Genomic DNA, 15672 nt, shown 5'->3' with positions numbered 1-15672 from the left:
CATCGGGCTGGCGGGAGTTAAAAAAACCTTGATGGCGCCTCATTTCGTCTATGTGCTGGTTGCGTCTGAAAAGGATATGTTCGCCGAAATGGCGTCTGTGTCCGCCGCTACGCTGCGCGAAACGACGCCTGGCGCGCGGATCACCATTCTTTCTGATACGGCCACGCGCGATCTGCAGTCGCCCGCGATAAAATTTTTGGACTCGATCGCCGACAACTGGATCTGCGAAGCTTTTGCGCAGGGCTCCGGCCTGGAGCGCAGCCGCCGCCTGAAGCTGACCTGCAGGGGGCTTGTTGAGGGCGATTTCGTTTATCTCGACTGCGACACGCTAATTGCACGCGACCTCACGCCGCTAGCCCGACATTCGGGCGACTTCTCGGCTGTCCGCGATATCGGCGAGCCCCTGCCGCCCATACAGGCGCTTGTCGGCGAAAAGGACTGGACCCTGCCGGCCAAGCGTTTCAACTCCGGGGTGCTGGGCCTGCGCGATACGCCGCGCGTGCATGCGATGTTTAAAGACGCGTTAGCCTTGTGGGAGGAGGCGGCCGCCGGCGGCGTTTATTTCGACCAGCTCGCCTTCTGGCTGGCGGTTGAGCGCGCCGCGCTGCCGGTGACGTGGCTCGCCTCCAGTTTCAACGCGCAAATCACGATGAAATCCTACGCCGCAAACCGACCGCATGTATTTCATGGTTTTTCGCTTCAGTTCGCTGAGCGCGACACGACCGTGCTGCATGTGCTCGCAAAACAGCTGAAGACGGATGGCCTAATGGATCGCGGGCTTTTGGCGACATTTATAGAGACCGGCAATCCGTGGACCCGGCTTTCTCGGCCAGGGCAGTATGTTGCTCTTGGGCGTCCCGTGGGCGCCGCCGCGGCCGCCTTGCGGCTCCTTTTAAAGACGGAGAAGTCAGTAGGCGGATAAGTGTTCCTTGCGAGGGCGCGGCGCTTTGAGGCGCATGGTTAAGCAGACCGGCGAAGCTTCGTTCGAAAATTTGTTTGTAAAGGGGGCTTTTTCTCTGCGCCCCATGGGCCTATTTTCCCGCCATGAATCGCTTTTCCAGTCAAAAAGGTCCGTCCCAGCGCCAGCTTCGCGCCGGCGAACTCATTCGCCATGCCTTGGTTGAAATCCTCCAGCGCGAGCAATTGCGCGAGCCTGCGCTTTCTGGCGTTTCGGTGACGGTTAGCGAGGTGCGGGTGTCTCCGGATCTCAAACAGGCAAAAGTCTTTGCGAGCCCGCTAGGCGGCGGAGACGAAGCCGGCGTCATTGCCGCGCTGAACCGCTCTGCGCCCTATCTGAGAGGGCTGCTCGGCAAGAAAATCCAGATGAAGTTCACGCCGGCGCTGACGTTCCTTACCGACGAGACCTTTGCAGAAGCTGAAAAAATCGACCGGCTTCTCGCCCGCCCCGACGTCGCGCGCGATCTCGATGACTGAAGAAAAGATCGGTTTCTTTAGAAATTGGAGATAAACTGCTGCGGTGCGGATTTTCTGCATGCTGAAGATAAGTTTAACGCCCCATGAAAGACTTTTTTGCACATGCCCGCTTCAAGGTCCCTGCTGCTGGCGCGCGCAACGCGCTGAGCAGCCTCTGGCGCGGGTTGTTTGCCGCAGCCGGCCGCTACGTCCCGTTAAGCGGCGCCGAGAGTAGTTGCGAACCGGGCGATGCCGTGGCCTTCCATGGCGACATTCCGGTTAAGGCGGGGGCCCACCACCATCAAAGGCGCTTGCTTTTTGTTGAGCCAAGGCCGCTGGTGGAGGAAGTCAACGAGCTTGTGTTCACGCCTAACGGGGCCAGCTGGGTCGATGGACGTTTGTACGAACGATATAGCGCCTGCAGGCCCGGCCTGCGGATGCTTGCCGGTCCGGTGAAACCGGCTCGAGAGCTTGCTGAAGCTTATATATTACAGGCAGAGCATTCCGAAACTTTTGGCGACTGGTTTTCGGAGTATCTCGCGCCGCTGGCCCGCATTGATAATATCCGTGCGCCAGTGCTTCTGCCGAAAGATTTAGGGACGCGAGCTTATGTAAAGCGTGACGCTGCGCGCTTTGACATTGAGTTTCAATTTGCCGAAGAGCCCGTTCTCGTACATAAAGCTTTTGTGGCGCGCCAGCGGCGTGTAATCCGCTATTGGCGGGAAGAAGATGTTCATTCGCTTCGTCGGTTGCTCAAAGCTTCGCCGCCCACGCCGCGCCCTGGTTCAGTTCTTTATCTTTCCCGGCACGGAGAGGTTTCCGAGATCGCCGAACGCTCTTATCCGAGCGAGGCCATTGAAGACTTAGTCAAAGCGAGAGGAGGCCGCGTTCTGCGCACCGCGAAGGCGGCGCTTGAAGATTATCTGACCGCAGCCCATGACGCCGAAACGATTCTATATGATCATGGTTCGGCCGCTTATAATATGGTCTACTGGAATCCGCGTCGTGCAATCGAATTCGTTTCTGATGATTGGTGGGTGAACGCGTTTCTTTTTTTCGCCGATTCTATTGGCGTAAAGGACTACACGATCATTTGCAGCGACCGTGGCGATGTGAATGATGTTCTGAAAAGGGTTGAATGCGCCCTTGACCGGCCGTTAGGGGGCTGATGCGGTTTATCGAAAACACGCTTGTCGACGTTTTCGGGGCCTGCGCGCGCCGCCGACATTCGCAGCGATGTGTCCAGCATATGGCGGCGCGGCTTTGCGGCGGCGGGGCGATACCGGCCGATGCCTGCAGCGGAAACCGAGATCGCCTTCGTAAAGACCCTTCCGTTCAAGGGCGATGCCCCGGTGCAAATATCTAATGGCGCCCACGAGCAGGGGCGAATGAAGTTCCGTCTTCCCCGCCCTCTTTACGAAGAAGCGGCGGACATCGTCGTCACGCCGAAAGGCGGCGTATGGCGCGGGGGATGTTTCGAGGAGCGGTACAGCGCCGGACAGCCGGGATTGCGCATGCTTGCCGAAAACCGGCGGGCCGAGGAAAGTCTATCTGAAGCGGTCATAATCCAATGCGCGCATAATGACACTTACGGGGATTGGGTCTCTGAATATCTCGTGCCGGTCCTGCGCGACTTGCCGCTTTCCGCGACGCTTCTTCTGCCGGCCGGCGTTGCGGCAAAACCTTTTGCGGCGCGCGACCTTGACCGGCTTGGTGTTGAGTGGCGCTGCATTGACCGCCCCTTGCGCATCGCAAGAGCCCGCATTCTCCGCCAGCAGAAATTCTTTGTGCATTTCACAGAAGATGAGGCTCGTCTTTTAAAGAAATTTTTCGGCGAGGCTGGCGCGCCCGCGCGGCCCGGAGGGATCGTCTACCTGTCGCGATATGGCGAGCGTTCCGATGTTGCGGAGCGAGTTTATCCGAGCCTCCTTGTGGAAGACATCGTGAAGAGCCGGGGCGGGCGCGTCATTCGCACGCATAGCGCATCCCGAGAGGATTATGCGGCGGCGGCAGGCGACGCCGAGACGCTGATCTTCGACCATGGATCGGCTTTTTATAATGCCGTGGGCTGGCCGGCGCGCCGCATTTTCGAGATCGTCGCCGATTCCTGGTGGAACAATGCTTTTTTGATGTTGTCGGACGCTGCGGGCGTTCATGACTATACAATCATCCGAGGCGACCTCGGAGAGGCGCATGTGAGACAAATGTTTGCGCGAGCGCTCGACGCCCCGCTTGACGCGAGCGCGGCAACCTGATTGAACCCGGATTGAAAGCCTCGCCGCCGTCCGATCCGGCGCATGAGGCGCGTTTTGCTAACGATATTGACGAAGAACAGGACCCCAGAGAATGGGCAGACGGCGCAATAAAAAAGGCCGGCCGGTTTCCGGCTGGCTGATTATCGACAAAGCCTATGATTTCGGTTCAACCGAAGCGGTCTCGAAAGCGAAATGGCTGTTTCAGGCGCAAAAGGCCGGCCATGCCGGCACGCTCGACCCGCTGGCGACCGGCGTCTTGCCGATTGCGTTTGGTGAGGCGACCAAAACCTCCGGCTATGTGATGGATGCCGAAAAACATTACCGGTTCACGGCGCGCTGGGGGGAGGCGAGAACCACCGACGATGCGGAAGGCGACGTGATTGCGACGTCGGACAAGCGCCCATCGCGTGAGGAAATCGAGGCGGCGCTGGGGCGTTTCATGGGCGAGATCGAACAGGTCCCGCCGCAATTTTCTGCGATCAAGGTCGGCGGCGAGCGCGCTTATGACATCGCCCGGGACGGCGAGGAAGTGAAGCTCGAACCCCGGCAGGTGACGATATACGATTTGCAGATCGTCGAAATGCGGTCGCCGGACGAAACCGTCTTTGAGGCGAAGACCGGCAAGGGCGCCTATGTGCGCGCGCTGGTGCGCGACATGGCGCGGGCGCTCGGGACGGAAGGCTATGTCGCCGAATTACGGCGTCTCGCCGTCGGGCCGTTGCGCGCCGAAGACGGCATCACGCTTGCGGATCTCGAAGCGATGGCGTCGGTGGAAGAGCGAGATGCGGCGCTGCTTCCCATCACCCATGCGCTGTCGTCGATGCCGCAGGCGGCGATCGACGGTCCGGAGGCGGATAAACTGCGCCGCGGGCAGCCAGCGGTGATTTCGCCGGCGACGGCGAAGGGCGTGCGCGGAGAAACGGCGGGCGTTATCGAAGGCGTTCTCGCCGTTCTCCATGACGATGCGGTGGCGATCTGCGAGCTCGATGGCCTCAAATTGAAACCGAGCCGCGTTTTTAACGCCTGAACTTATCCGGCCGCGTCAGCCATAGCGATTGAGCGCCAGTTCGGCGGTTTTCCAGGCTTTTGCTGCGGTGTCGAGCCAGGCGAGACCGGCGCTGATTTCATCGCCCGCCTTGGCGCGGCCATGATTTAACACCTGTGCGCGCGCCGCGGCGTCGTAGGCCCGTTCAAGATTTTTGGAATAGACTTTTGTCATGGGCCCCGCGAGCGTCTGCTCTATTCTGTCAGGCGCCGCCGCGACGCCGAGATGGCTGCAAAGCGCCGAAAGTTTGTCATGCGGGTTGGCGAGAAAGTTGTCGAACTCGAGCGCTGCAATATTCCGCTGGGCGGAGACAATGGAAGTCGTCTCCGTCAGCCAGCAGAGCGCGGCAAGTTCGCCCGGGCTGAGATCGCTCATGCGTTGCAGCCAGCCCGCGCGCGCGTTCCAGCGGCGCAGGCGCAACTGCCCATAAGCGCGCAGATCGCCTTTGACGCGCGGCCGCCCCAGCACCGTTGCAAGATAGGTTTCAGGCCGCACATAGATGAAAGAAACCGGCGCGCGCGCGCAAAGGTCGTCTGCAATGTCGTTGCAGATGCTCGTCGACTTGATGACCGCCGCCGCGCCGCAACACCATGCTTTTTCGAACAGCCTGATCCGCTCAACCCGCTCCTGGCGCATGAGAAAGGCGCCGCCGTCAAGGCTTTGCACCGCTTCCACGGCGAAAGTGCGCAGGGGCAGGGGCTCGCGCAAGGATCTTGCGCCTGAGGCCGCTTCAACAAGACGCGAGAGCAGCGTGGAGCCGCAATGGCTGACATGGAGAATATAAGCCGGCGCCGCATCCGGCGCTGCGTGGCATAAGTTCCGGAAGTCGGTCCAGGAGAGCCATTCCGTTGCGGTCGCCGGGCCGACCGCCCGTTCATCGAGGAAACTGGCGAGCCCTTGCTCTCTTAGGGAAAGCCGCGCGAGCAGCACCTGATCTTGCGTTAGATCGAGCATGATGGGCAGGATTTCCGGATCCTTCCCCACCATCATCGAACGAGACTGTGTAGACGCCATAAGCATGCGGCGCGCAATCCAACATCACATCAAGAGCCCCAGTCCCGCACGCACCCTGCCCTGCCGCGGCGCAGTTACAAATACGGTTCATCGCAATGTCGATGAACGGAGCTGTTCTTGCGGCGAGGCGATAAAATTTTTTTGCCGGCCTAGACGCCCAAGTCTTTCGTTAAGCGTGAGTATAATGAGTGTCAGGATTTCTCATTATCTGTGTTCGGAATATGGACGAGAATGTCGCCCGGTTGGCAGTCGAGAACTTCACAGATCCGGTCGAGCGTTTCGAACTTTACGCCTTTCATGGTTCCGGATTTCAGCTTCGACAGATTGGCCTCAGTTGCGCCGATGGCGGCGGCAAGGTCTTTCGATTTCATTTTCCGCAAGGCCAGCATCACATCCAGCCTGATGACGACAGTCATGATGTGCGCCTTAAAAATACTGTTCGGTTTCGGTTTTGTAGCGTTCGGCTTCGACCAGCACAAACGACACGACAAGAAAGACGCCGGCGGTGAAGACGAGCGCCATATGTTCCGTGTTGATGTTTATATGGGTCCAGAAGGGGGCGTCATGTTCGCCCATGGCCCAGCGCCGCGCACCCGATGTTACGATGTCGAAGAAGGCGGCGAGCATGGTGAAAAGCGAAAAGGCGCGCAGATGGAGCGCCGCCCGCGCGTCGATGAACTCGCCGTTTCGGAAATGCGAGAAAAGCCGGTGCAGCCGGTAAAGCGCGTAGAGCCATGCGGCCGTCGACGGAAAGCCGACGAGAAAGCCTAGCCAACGGCCGCCCTCTCGCGGGGGCGTTGCCGCGAGGACCAGCGTGTTGTCGCCGAAGTTATAGCCGCCAAAGCCCCAATAGATGACCGGCAGGGCGAAGGCGAGGAGCGCGATGAGCGGGATGAGCCAGAGGAAGGCGAAGCTCGTCCGCTTCAGCCAGGCATGCGTGCTTGACATCGTCGAAATCTTTCCATAATCAATAATAAATTATCTAAATTAGATAATTTTATGTCTGTTTTCGACAGTGACGCGCTCGGGGCGGCTTGGCAAGTCCCGCGCGGGCGGAGGGGCTTATGGAATTGGCGGCGACATTCGCCCTGTGGTGGGCGCCGGTCATCGTGCTCGCAGTGTTGTTTCGCATGGTGCGGATTTCCGGGCTCCGCCCGGGCTGGTTCCTGACGGCGATGGCCATCTACGCGATCTATATGGCCGCGATCATGAAGGGCGGGGCGCTCATACCCATCGACCACTATTTTGAAGGTCTCGAATGGAACTGGGCGGGCAAGATAGCCTCTATTGCCGCGACCCTCGTCATGTTTGCGGTGATGGCCGTCGCGACCAAGGCCGTCTCGCCTGAGAGCGCCGGCTTCACCCTGCGCCAGAAGCCGGGGTCGGTTATCCCCGCCCTCGCCATGATCGTCCTGCTGGCGGGAAGCGGGATCGGGCTTGAACTCCTCGCCGCCGATGGCAAGTCCATGGCCCCGGAGCGCCTTCTCTATCAGGCGACCATGCCGGGCCTCGATGAGGAGTTGTTTTTCCGGGGCCTCTTTCTGGCGGTGCTCGGGGCGGCCGTCCCGTCAGGGGGCGTGAACCTTCTGGGCGCGCGGATCACCGCTGCAGGGCTTTTGGTGACGCTTCTCTTCGGTCTCGGCCACGGGGTCGGGATTGAGGACGGCAAGCCTTTCGTGAGCTGGATTTTCATTGCCGTCACCGGCTGGTTCGGCTTCGGGCTCCTGTGGGTCCGGGAGCGCACGGGCAGCGTGCTTTTGCCCCTCTTGGGGCACAATCTGATTAACTTCTCGGGGTCGTTCTTCTAGGCCGGCTCTTACAGTCCGGCGGCGGCCTGCCGCCCTTGCATCCGGCCCCCTTTTCCCCCATAAGCCGCCCATCTTTCCGACCCTGCTGGACGGCGTCCCGGCGGGGCCGTCATTTTCAGGGGACGCCGCGGAGAAAAAACATGTCGATTACGGCAAGCCGTAAGGCCGAGCTCATCAAAAAATTCGCCACGAAAGCTGACGACACCGGATCGCCGGAAGTTCAGGTCGCGATCCTGTCCGAGCGCATCTCGAACCTCACCGAGCACTTCAAGGATCACAAGAAAGACAACCACTCGCGCCGCGGTCTCCTCAAAATGGTGTCCCAGCGCCGCCGGCTTCTGGATTATGTGAAGCGCAATGACGAAGGGCGCTACCAGAAGCTGATCGAAGAACTCGGCCTGCGCCGCTAGCGGCGCACCAGCGCCGCTCCAGGGGGAGCGGCGCTGTCGTATGAACCGGGCGAGGAGAAACAACAACAATGAAACTTTCAGGCATCTCAGCAATTGTCACGGGCGGCGCCTCAGGATTAGGCGGCGCGACCGCCGCGGCCCTCGCAAAGGAAGGCGTCAAAGTCGCCATCTGGGATCTGCAGGAAGACAAGGGCGAAGCCCACGCGAAAGAAATCGGCGGCGTTTTCTGCAAAACCAACGTCACTGACGAAGAGAACGTCAAAGCCTCGCTCGAAAAATCCATCGCCGCAAACGGGTCTCCTTGGATTCTCATCAACTGCGCCGGCATCGGCGTCGCTGAAAAGACTGTCGGCAAAAACGGCGTTCACCGCCTCGACAATTTCAAGCGCGTCATCGAAATCAATCTCATCGGCACGTTCAACTGCATCCGCCTTGTGGCGGCTGAGATGGAAAAGAACGAGCCGCAGGCGGATGGCGAACGCGGCGTCATCATCAACACCGCGTCGGTCGCGGCTTTTGACGGTCAGATCGGCCAGGCCGCCTATTCCGCCTCCAAAGGCGGCGTGGTCGGCATGACGCTTCCCATCGCGCGCGACCTCATGAATATCGGCGTGCGCGTCAACACGATCGCACCCGGCATTTTCTGGACGCCGATGATGGCGGGCATGGACCAGAAGGTTCAGGACGCGCTCGCCGCCATGGTGCCTTTCCCGAAACGTCTCGGGAAACCCGAAGAATACGCCTCCCTCGCGCTGGAGATTTGCCGCAACACGATGATGAACGGCGAAACGATCCGGCTCGATGGAGCCATCAGAATGCAGCCGAGATGACCTCCGCGCCGCCCCCGAAGGGCGGCGCAAGTCTATCCGGCGCATAACCCGCGCGTCATGCGATCCGCGCATGGCGCATTACGAAAAGAGAAAAGAACAGATGTTTAATATCACTAAAAAATCGATTGAATGGGGCGGCCGCACGCTGACCCTCGAAACCGGACGCGTCGCGCGTCAGGCCGATGGCGCAGTGCTCGCCACTTATGGCGATACGACGGTGCTCGCCGCCGTCACCGCCGCAAAGGAACCGAACCCCAATTTCGATTTCTTTCCGCTGACCGTTCACTACATTGAAAAATACTACGCTGCGGGCCGCGTGCCGGGCGGATACTTCAAGCGTGAAGGCCGCCCGACGGAAAAGGAAACGCTGACCTCGCGTCTCATCGACCGTCCGATCCGCCCGCTCTTCGTCAAAGGCTTCAAGAACGAAGTCCTGGTCGTCGCGCAGGTTCTGAGCCATGACCTTGAAAACGATCCCGATGTGGTCGCCATGATCGCGGCCTCCGCGGCGCTGACGATTTCCGGCGTGCCGTTCATGGGCCCCATCGGCGCGGCGCGCGTCGGCTATATCGACGGCGAATACGTCCTTAACCCGCAGCTCGATGAGATGCCGGAAACCAAACTCGACCTCGTCATGGCCGGCACGGCCGATGCGGTGATGATGGTCGAATCGGAAGCGAAAGAGCTTTCCGAAGACGTCATGCTTGGCGCCGTCAATTTCGGCCACAAGGCCGCAAAAGAAGCGATCGGCCTTATTATCGATTTCGCCGAAGAAGCGGCGAAAGACCCGTGGGATTTCACCCCGCCGGACAATTCCGACATTGAAGGCAAGGTTCGCGCTCTAGTCGGCGACGACCTTAAAGCCGCCTACAAGATTGTCGTGAAGCAGGACCGCCAGAACGCCATCGCCGAAGCAAAGGCGAAAGCGGTCGAAGCGCTGTGCAAGGAAGATGACGAAAACGCGCCGTCGAAAGCGGTCGTTGCGTCTGCCTTTAAAGCCGCCGAATCCGACATCGTCCGCGGCGGCATTCTCGATACGGGAAGCCGCATCGACGGCCGCGACACCAAGACGGTCCGCAAGATCGTTGCGGAAGCGGGCGTCCTGCCGCGCACCCACGGTTCGGCGCTTTTCACCCGCGGCGAAACCCAGGCGCTGGTCGTTGCAACGCTGGGCACCGGCGAGGATGAACAGTTCATCGACGCGCTCTCCGGGACGTATAAGGAACAATTCCTGCTGCACTACAACTTCCCGCCCTATTCGGTCGGTGAAGTAGGCCGCATGGGCGGCGCCGGACGCCGCGAAATCGGCCATGGCAAGCTCGCATGGCGCGCCATGAAGGCGGTCATCCCGACCCAGGAAGAGTTCCCCTATGTGATCCGTCTCGTCTCGGAAATCACTGAGTCCAATGGCTCGTCGTCTATGGCGACGGTCTGCGGCTCCTCGCTCGCGCTCATGGATGCGGGCGTGCCGGTGAAGCGTCCGGTGGCGGGCATCGCCATGGGCCTCATCCTTGAAGGCGAGCGTTATGCGGTCCTCTCCGACATTCTCGGCGATGAGGATCATCTCGGCGATATGGACTTCAAGGTTGCGGGCACCGATCAGGGCGTCACGTCCCTGCAGATGGACATCAAGATCGCCGGCATCACCGAGGAAATCATGAAGGTTGCGCTGGCGCAGGCGAAAGACGGCCGCCTCCATATCCTCGGCGAGATGAGCAAGGCCCTCGATCACGCGCGCGCCGATCTCGGCGATTACGCGCCGCGCATCGAGACGATGCAGATCGCCAAGGACAAGATCCGCGACGTCATCGGCTCCGGCGGCAAGATCATCCGTCAGATCGTCGAGGAGACGGGCGCCAAGGTCGACATCAACGATGACGGCCTCATCAAGATCGCGTCGAGCGACAAGGAGAAAATCGACGCGGCCTATAAATGGATCCACTCCATTGTGGCCGAACCTGAAGTCGGGGAAATTTACAAAGGCAAGGTCGTCAAGACCATGGACTTCGGCGCCTTCGTGAACTTCTTCGGCGCCCGCGACGGCCTCGTCCATATTTCCCAGCTTTCAGACGGCCGTCCGGAAAAGACGACCGACGTCGTAAAAGAGGGAGACGAGGTCTATGTGAAGCTTCTCGGTTTCGACGACCGCGGCAAGGTGCGCCTCTCCATGAAGATTGTGGACCAGGAGACCGGCAAGGAGATCGAGCGCGAATAAACGCTTGAACCTGTTGAAAAATTGAGCGAAAGCGGCGCCTGTGGCAAACGGGCGCCGCTTTTGGTTTTTCAGCCCGCCATAAAAGTCGCAAGCCTTTGGCGATGGCGCGGGGCGCGCTAAGCTTCGCCCATGATCGGGTGAGAGAGCCTAGGGAGGGACGGGGATGCGCAATCTCAGGAAACCGATTCTGGCGGTCATGGGGGGCGTCGCCCTCTTGGGGCTTTCCGCCTGCGGCGAGCGCTCCAGCGCGCCCCAACAAGAAGCGCCGGCGGCGGAACCGCAAGCGCCAGTCCTGACGCCCAATGAACAGCTAGACGCCATGGCCGCGCGGCATGCGGCGGCGGTTTTGAAAAATTCGCCGGAACTCGCAACCTTCCTCGGCGTCGGCGAAGATGTCGCCGGCGAGGGCTATCGCGCAAAACTCGGCGGCTACGGTTTCGCTGCCTTTGAAGACGTTCGGGCGCTCAATGAAGAGTTTCTTCAGGACATCCGCAGCATCGACCGGGACGCGCTCTCGGGCCAGGCGCGCGTCACCTATGACGTGTTGCGCGACGCCTATCAGACGGCGGCCCGGCGCAACCAGTTTTCTTTCGGCGGCGCGGCGCCTTACGCCTCGGCGAGCCCTTATCTCGTCACGCAGCTTTCGGGCCCGCATCTCCTGCTGCCGCGGCTGATGTTGACTCAGCACCGCCTCGAAACCCGTCAGGATGCGGAGGATTACCTTTCGCGTCTCGCCGAGTTCAGCCGGGTCTTTGATGAAACGATCGAAACCGTGACCGGCGACGGCGCGCAGCTCGTGACGCCGCCGATTTTCGCCATCGACGGCGCGATCAATACAATCTCAGGCTTTACAGCCCCGGCCCCTGCGGACAACCCGCTGGTGAAGACCTTCGCAGCAAAGATTGAAGGGATTGAAGGCCTGTCCGATGAAGACCGTGCGGCGTTCGCCGCGCGCGCCGCCGAGACGGTCGAAACCAACGTCTATCCGGCCTATGCGCGCCTTGCGGCGGCGCTCGACAATCTAAAGTTTCAGGCGAGCGCCGACGCGGGCATCTGGCGTCTTGGCGATGAAGGCGCCGCCTTTTACGCGCTGGCGCTTTCATCTTACGGCGCCGGCGGCTTGACCGCCGACGAGGTGCATGAGCTGGGCCTCTCGGAAGTCGAGCGCATTTCCGGCGAGATGGATGCGATCCTGAAAGCGCAAGGACTGACGCAGGGCTCGGTCGCAGAGCGCTTCGCCTCCATCGGCAAGCGCGACGGCATGCGTTATCCGAATACGGACGAAGCAAAAGAGGAGATGCTCGTCGATCTCAATAGTCAGGTCGATGAGATCATGGCGCGCGCCGGCGACTGGTTCGATACGTTGCCCTCGCAACAGGTCGAGGTGCGGCGCATCCCGGTTTACGAACAGGACTCATCCCCCGGCGGTTATTATTCCGCCGCGCCCCTCGACGGATCGCGGCCCGGGATTTTCTGGATCAATCTGAAAAACACCGCCGATTGGCCGAAGCACATGCTCAAGACGCTGACCTATCACGAGGCGGTGCCGGGCCATCATTTCCAGCGTTCGCTGGAGCGGTCGGCGGGCCTGCCGCTTATCCGCACCATGCTCGGATATTCCGAATTCTCCGAAGGTTGGGCGCTTTACGCAGAACAGGTCGCCGCGGAGATGGGCATGTATGCGGACGATCCGCTTGGCGATCTCGCGCGCCTTCAGTCGGAGCTTTTCCGCGCGACGCGCCTCGTCGTCGACACCGGCCTGCATCACAAACAGTGGAGCCGCGAACAGGCGATCGAGTATATGCAAGGCGTCACTGGAGACACCCGCGATCAGGTGACGCGCGAGGTTGAGCGCTATTCCGTCTGGCCGGGACAAGCCTGCGCCTACAAGCTCGGCATGCTGAAGATCAACGAGCTTCGCAAGGAAGCGGAGGCTGCGCTCGGCCCCGATTTCGACATTCGCGAGTTCCACGACGAAGTGCTGCTCACCGGCGCCATGCCGCTCCCCGTGCTCGACCGCAAGATCACGGCCTGGATCAAGGAAAAACAGGGCGCCTAGCGCTTTCTCATCGCTGAAAACTCACAGGAGACGTCATGATCTTTCGGACTCTCGCCGTTCTTTGTTTGCTTGCCGGCGGGGCCTGCGCCGCCGCGCAGGAAGAAGATAAAAGCCAGAAAACAGAAACGGCGAAGGATGAAGACGCGCCGCGCCGCTACGAAACCAAAGCGCGCGTGACGGCCGGCGGCAGAACCGTCTCCTACAAGGTCATCGCTGGCGAGACCTTCATCGAAAACGAGAAAGGCGAGAAGGTCGCGTCGATCTTTTCGACGTCCTATATCGCGGACGGTTTTGCAGACCCGCGCGAGCGCCCCGTGGCGTTCATTTTCAATGGCGGGCCAGGCTCGGCGTCGCTGTGGCTTCATATGGGCGTTTTCGGGCCGAAGCGCGTGCGCCTTCCTGAAGGGCCGGATGATGACGGCGCCGCGCCGTTCGATCTCATCGCCAATCCAGAGTCGATCATCGACGTCGCCGACATGGTGTTCATCGATCCCGTGGGCACCGGCTGGTCGAAGACGCTGGGCGAGACGAAAACCGATGACTATTGGGGCGTCAAACAGGATGCGGCCTCGGTGCGCGAATTCATCCGCCGCTGGCTCGTTGAAAACAAGCGCTGGAACTCGCCGAAATACCTCATCGGCGAAAGCTACGGCACGACGCGCTCGGCGGCGGTGCTCGAAGCGCTGGAAAGCGGCTGGACAGACATTGCTGTCAACGGCGTCGTCTTGATTTCAACCGTTTTGAATTTCGGCCTCGACGCCACCGACGCCGGCAACGAAGTCGGCTATATTGGCCTCATGCCCGGCTATGCGGCGACGGCATGGTATCACGACAAGGTCGACAAAGACGCGTGGGGCGGCGACATGGAGCGTTTCCTCGACGAGGCGCGCGTCTTCGCGACGGACGAATATCTGCCGGCGCTCCTGAAAGGCCAGCTTGCGCCGCAGGCCGAGCGTGATGCGGTCGCGGCGAAACTCGCGGCCTTCACCGGTCTTTCGGAAAGCTATGTGAAGCGCGCCAATATGCGCATTCCCTTGCGGCGTTTCATGCGCGAATTGCTGCGCGACCAGGGCCTTGCCGTGGGCCGTCTCGACTCGCGGTTTACCGGCGTTGAGGCTGACCGTGTCGGCGAAAATCCGGAATACGATCCGTCCGCCTATGGCATAGACGCAGCCTATACGGCGGGGATGCTCGATTATTTCAGCCGCGATCTCGGCGTCGATATTATCGAGCCTTACACGACGCTTGGCGGCGTGCGGCGCTGGAACTGGGACGCTGAGGATGGCGGCGGCGAAAACTCCTATGTGAATGTCGCGCCCTGGGTCGAGCGCGCTATGCGCCAGAACAAGGATCTGCGCGTTCTCGCCGCGAACGGCTATTACGACCTCGCGACACCGTTTTTCGGAACGGAGATCACGCTGGCGCAGCCCGGCTTCGACCGCTCGCGTCTGACGATCACCTACTACGAAGCCGGCCACATGATGTATATTCATCAGCCTTCGCTGGAAGCCTTGGCCGCCGATGTGCGTGCTTTCATCAGGAACGAACCATGAGCGTCTTGAAAAAGTCCGCCTTTGCTGCGTCGATGATTTTCGCTGCGGCGTGTCAGCCGGACCCGGATGCGCCAACCGCGCCTGAGGCCGCCGCTTCCGAACCGGCCGTTGAGGCGGCCAGCCTGCCCATAGCGCATATCCTTCTGGGGAAGGTCGTGTCAGATGGCGAGGGCGTTTCCATTGTGGAGATCGAGCCGCTTCTCGCCGCGCCTGCATACCAGAACCAGCCGACTTTCGCGGCGCCCGATGAGAACCGGTTTTACTACGTCGCCGGCAATGAGAATGGAAAAACCGATCTCTGGTCCTTCGATCTTTCTTCCGGCGAAAAGACGCGGATCACCGATACGCCGGAGAAGAGCGAGTTCTCGCCGAAACCGGCGCCCGATGGCGGCGTCTCCTTCATTCAGGAAAGCGAAGACGGCGAGATGACGCGCGTCCACGCGCTTCGTGAGATTGGCGATCCCGGCGCCGCAGTTATCGAGACCGGTCCGGTCGGCTATTATGAATGGCTGCAGGGCGGCGCGACGCTGTCCGTCTTTTATCGCAGCGAGCCGCCGATGTTGCAGCTAGTGGATGTCGCAACGGGCGAAGCGCGCGACGTATTTGATAATGTCGGCCGGGTTCTGCTGTCCTCTCCAGACGGCGCCACCCTGTTCGCTGCGCGCGGCGATGAAGCGGGACAGTATGAAATCGTCGCCGTCGATATCGCGAGCGGCGTCACGGAACCGGTGCTGGATCTGCCTCCCGGGGCGCAGGATTTCTTTCTCACCTTCGGCGAAGAAGGGCTTCCCGCCATGGCGTATTCCTCTATGGGATCGCAGCTGATGACTTATGACTTCGCCAGCGATTCCATCTGGCATGGGGCCGCGGACATCGGCGATCTCGGTTATGGCTCCATCACACGGGTCAGCGTCGCCGGCGCGGCTGACAGTGACGGAAGCTTGCCAATTCTCTTTGTTGCGCATCCGAAGGACGAATAACAGGCATCGAATCGACGTGTTTTGACCGTCGTTCACCGCAAAGCGTCTTTACGGCCGTAGGCCGTTTCGTCAGCGTCAGGCGCACAGATA

Annotated in this window: 15 protein-coding genes; 12 read left to right on the top strand and 3 right to left on the bottom strand. The window is 60.6% G+C overall.

Annotation, left to right across the window (positions count from 1 at the left end; all coding sequences use genetic code 11):
* The first annotated feature begins 31 nt into the window (after nt 1-31).
* The 5 genes from ACQY5P_RS12230 to truB all read left to right on the top strand — a co-directional run bounded on the left by ACQY5P_RS12230 (nt 32) and on the right by truB (nt 4695).
* A complete protein-coding gene (locus ACQY5P_RS12230; protein ID WP_428407149.1) occupies nt 32-922 on the top strand; it encodes a hypothetical protein in 891 nt (296 codons plus the stop codon).
* 122 nt (nt 923-1044) lie between these two features.
* On the top strand, nt 1045-1434 hold the full coding sequence (gene rbfA / locus ACQY5P_RS12225) for a 30S ribosome-binding factor RbfA (RefSeq protein ID WP_428407148.1): 390 nt from the start codon (nt 1045-1047) through the stop codon (nt 1432-1434).
* Between the two features lie 83 nt (nt 1435-1517).
* Entirely contained in the window at nt 1518-2582 is a 1065-nt protein-coding gene (locus ACQY5P_RS12220; protein WP_428407147.1) for a glycosyltransferase 61 family protein, read from the top strand.
* 21 nt (nt 2583-2603) lie between these two features.
* Nucleotides 2604-3668 carry a hypothetical protein gene (locus ACQY5P_RS12215; RefSeq protein ID WP_428407146.1) on the top strand — a complete coding sequence of 355 codons (1065 nt, stop codon included), beginning with the start codon at nt 2604-2606 and terminating at the stop codon, nt 3666-3668.
* A 91-nt stretch (nt 3669-3759) separates the two neighbouring features.
* Complete coding sequence (truB, locus tag ACQY5P_RS12210) at nt 3760-4695, top strand: tRNA pseudouridine(55) synthase TruB (RefSeq protein WP_428407145.1); 936 nt, start codon at nt 3760-3762, stop codon at nt 4693-4695.
* Between the two features lie 15 nt (nt 4696-4710).
* Here truB and ACQY5P_RS12205 read toward each other — a convergent pair whose 3' ends face one another.
* The 3 genes from ACQY5P_RS12205 to ACQY5P_RS12195 all read right to left on the bottom strand — a co-directional run bounded on the left by ACQY5P_RS12205 (nt 4711) and on the right by ACQY5P_RS12195 (nt 6675).
* Complete coding sequence (locus tag ACQY5P_RS12205; RefSeq protein ID WP_428407144.1) at nt 4711-5727, bottom strand: hypothetical protein; 1017 nt, start codon at nt 5725-5727, stop codon at nt 4711-4713.
* A 191-nt stretch (nt 5728-5918) separates the two neighbouring features.
* Nucleotides 5919-6143 (bottom strand): helix-turn-helix domain-containing protein, encoded by a 225-nt coding sequence (locus ACQY5P_RS12200; RefSeq protein WP_428407143.1) that lies wholly within the window; start codon nt 6141-6143, stop codon nt 5919-5921.
* A gap of 10 nt (nt 6144-6153) precedes the next feature.
* Nucleotides 6154-6675, bottom strand: coding sequence for a hypothetical protein (locus ACQY5P_RS12195; RefSeq protein WP_428407142.1), 522 nt, complete (start codon nt 6673-6675; stop codon nt 6154-6156).
* Between the two features lie 116 nt (nt 6676-6791).
* Between ACQY5P_RS12195 and ACQY5P_RS12190 the strand changes: the two genes are divergently transcribed.
* The 7 genes from ACQY5P_RS12190 to ACQY5P_RS12160 all read left to right on the top strand — a co-directional run bounded on the left by ACQY5P_RS12190 (nt 6792) and on the right by ACQY5P_RS12160 (nt 15582).
* The gene (locus tag ACQY5P_RS12190; protein WP_428407141.1) at nt 6792-7535 is read left to right on the top strand and encodes a CPBP family glutamic-type intramembrane protease; all 744 of its coding nucleotides are present in this window, start codon (nt 6792-6794) and stop codon (nt 7533-7535) included.
* A gap of 35 nt (nt 7536-7570) precedes the next feature.
* Nucleotides 7571-7945 carry a 30S ribosomal protein S15 gene (gene rpsO, locus ACQY5P_RS12185; RefSeq protein WP_428407140.1) on the top strand — a complete coding sequence of 125 codons (375 nt, stop codon included), beginning with the start codon at nt 7571-7573 and terminating at the stop codon, nt 7943-7945.
* A 68-nt stretch (nt 7946-8013) separates the two neighbouring features.
* Nucleotides 8014-8775: an SDR family NAD(P)-dependent oxidoreductase gene (locus ACQY5P_RS12180; protein WP_428407139.1), complete on the top strand. Its 762-nt coding sequence runs from the start codon at nt 8014-8016 to the stop codon at nt 8773-8775.
* 100 nt (nt 8776-8875) lie between these two features.
* Nucleotides 8876-10990 (top strand): polyribonucleotide nucleotidyltransferase, encoded by a 2115-nt coding sequence (pnp, locus tag ACQY5P_RS12175; RefSeq protein WP_428407138.1) that lies wholly within the window; start codon nt 8876-8878, stop codon nt 10988-10990.
* A gap of 163 nt (nt 10991-11153) precedes the next feature.
* On the top strand, nt 11154-13049 hold the full coding sequence (locus ACQY5P_RS12170; RefSeq protein ID WP_428407137.1) for a DUF885 domain-containing protein: 1896 nt from the start codon (nt 11154-11156) through the stop codon (nt 13047-13049).
* Between the two features lie 35 nt (nt 13050-13084).
* Nucleotides 13085-14602, top strand: coding sequence for a S10 family peptidase (locus tag ACQY5P_RS12165; RefSeq protein ID WP_428407136.1), 1518 nt, complete (start codon nt 13085-13087; stop codon nt 14600-14602).
* Complete coding sequence (locus tag ACQY5P_RS12160; RefSeq protein WP_428407135.1) at nt 14599-15582, top strand: TolB family protein; 984 nt, start codon at nt 14599-14601, stop codon at nt 15580-15582. Before ACQY5P_RS12165 ends, ACQY5P_RS12160 begins: the two co-directional genes overlap by 4 nt.
* Nucleotides 15583-15672: the final 90 nt, after the last annotated feature.

The organism is Hyphococcus sp., from assembly GCF_965267305.1.
In the GTDB taxonomy this organism is placed as follows: domain Bacteria; phylum Pseudomonadota; class Alphaproteobacteria; order Caulobacterales; family Parvularculaceae; genus Hyphococcus.
The sequence above is the reverse complement of the archived record's forward strand: the minus strand, read 5'-3'. Positions and strand labels throughout refer to the sequence as shown.

What these genes read in the sequence shown, in the direction of transcription:
- ACQY5P_RS12230 (WP_428407149.1), top strand. Translation starts at nt 32, where the DNA reads ATGGCGCCTCATTTCGTCTATGTGCTGGTTGCGTCTGAAAAGGATATG.
- rbfA (WP_428407148.1), top strand. Translation starts at nt 1,045, where the DNA reads ATGAATCGCTTTTCCAGTCAAAAAGGTCCGTCCCAGCGCCAGCTTCGC.
- ACQY5P_RS12220 (WP_428407147.1), top strand. Translation starts at nt 1,518, where the DNA reads ATGAAAGACTTTTTTGCACATGCCCGCTTCAAGGTCCCTGCTGCTGGC.
- truB (WP_428407145.1), top strand. Translation starts at nt 3,760, where the DNA reads ATGGGCAGACGGCGCAATAAAAAAGGCCGGCCGGTTTCCGGCTGGCTG.
- ACQY5P_RS12205 (WP_428407144.1), bottom strand. Translation starts at nt 5,727, where the DNA reads ATGGCGTCTACACAGTCTCGTTCGATGATGGTGGGGAAGGATCCGGAA.
- ACQY5P_RS12200 (WP_428407143.1), bottom strand. Translation starts at nt 6,143, where the DNA reads ATGACTGTCGTCATCAGGCTGGATGTGATGCTGGCCTTGCGGAAAATG.
- ACQY5P_RS12195 (WP_428407142.1), bottom strand. Translation starts at nt 6,675, where the DNA reads ATGTCAAGCACGCATGCCTGGCTGAAGCGGACGAGCTTCGCCTTCCTC.
- ACQY5P_RS12190 (WP_428407141.1), top strand. Translation starts at nt 6,792, where the DNA reads ATGGAATTGGCGGCGACATTCGCCCTGTGGTGGGCGCCGGTCATCGTG.
- ACQY5P_RS12180 (WP_428407139.1), top strand. Translation starts at nt 8,014, where the DNA reads ATGAAACTTTCAGGCATCTCAGCAATTGTCACGGGCGGCGCCTCAGGA.
- pnp (WP_428407138.1), top strand. Translation starts at nt 8,876, where the DNA reads ATGTTTAATATCACTAAAAAATCGATTGAATGGGGCGGCCGCACGCTG.
- ACQY5P_RS12170 (WP_428407137.1), top strand. Translation starts at nt 11,154, where the DNA reads ATGCGCAATCTCAGGAAACCGATTCTGGCGGTCATGGGGGGCGTCGCC.
- ACQY5P_RS12165 (WP_428407136.1), top strand. Translation starts at nt 13,085, where the DNA reads ATGATCTTTCGGACTCTCGCCGTTCTTTGTTTGCTTGCCGGCGGGGCC.
- ACQY5P_RS12160 (WP_428407135.1), top strand. Translation starts at nt 14,599, where the DNA reads ATGAGCGTCTTGAAAAAGTCCGCCTTTGCTGCGTCGATGATTTTCGCT.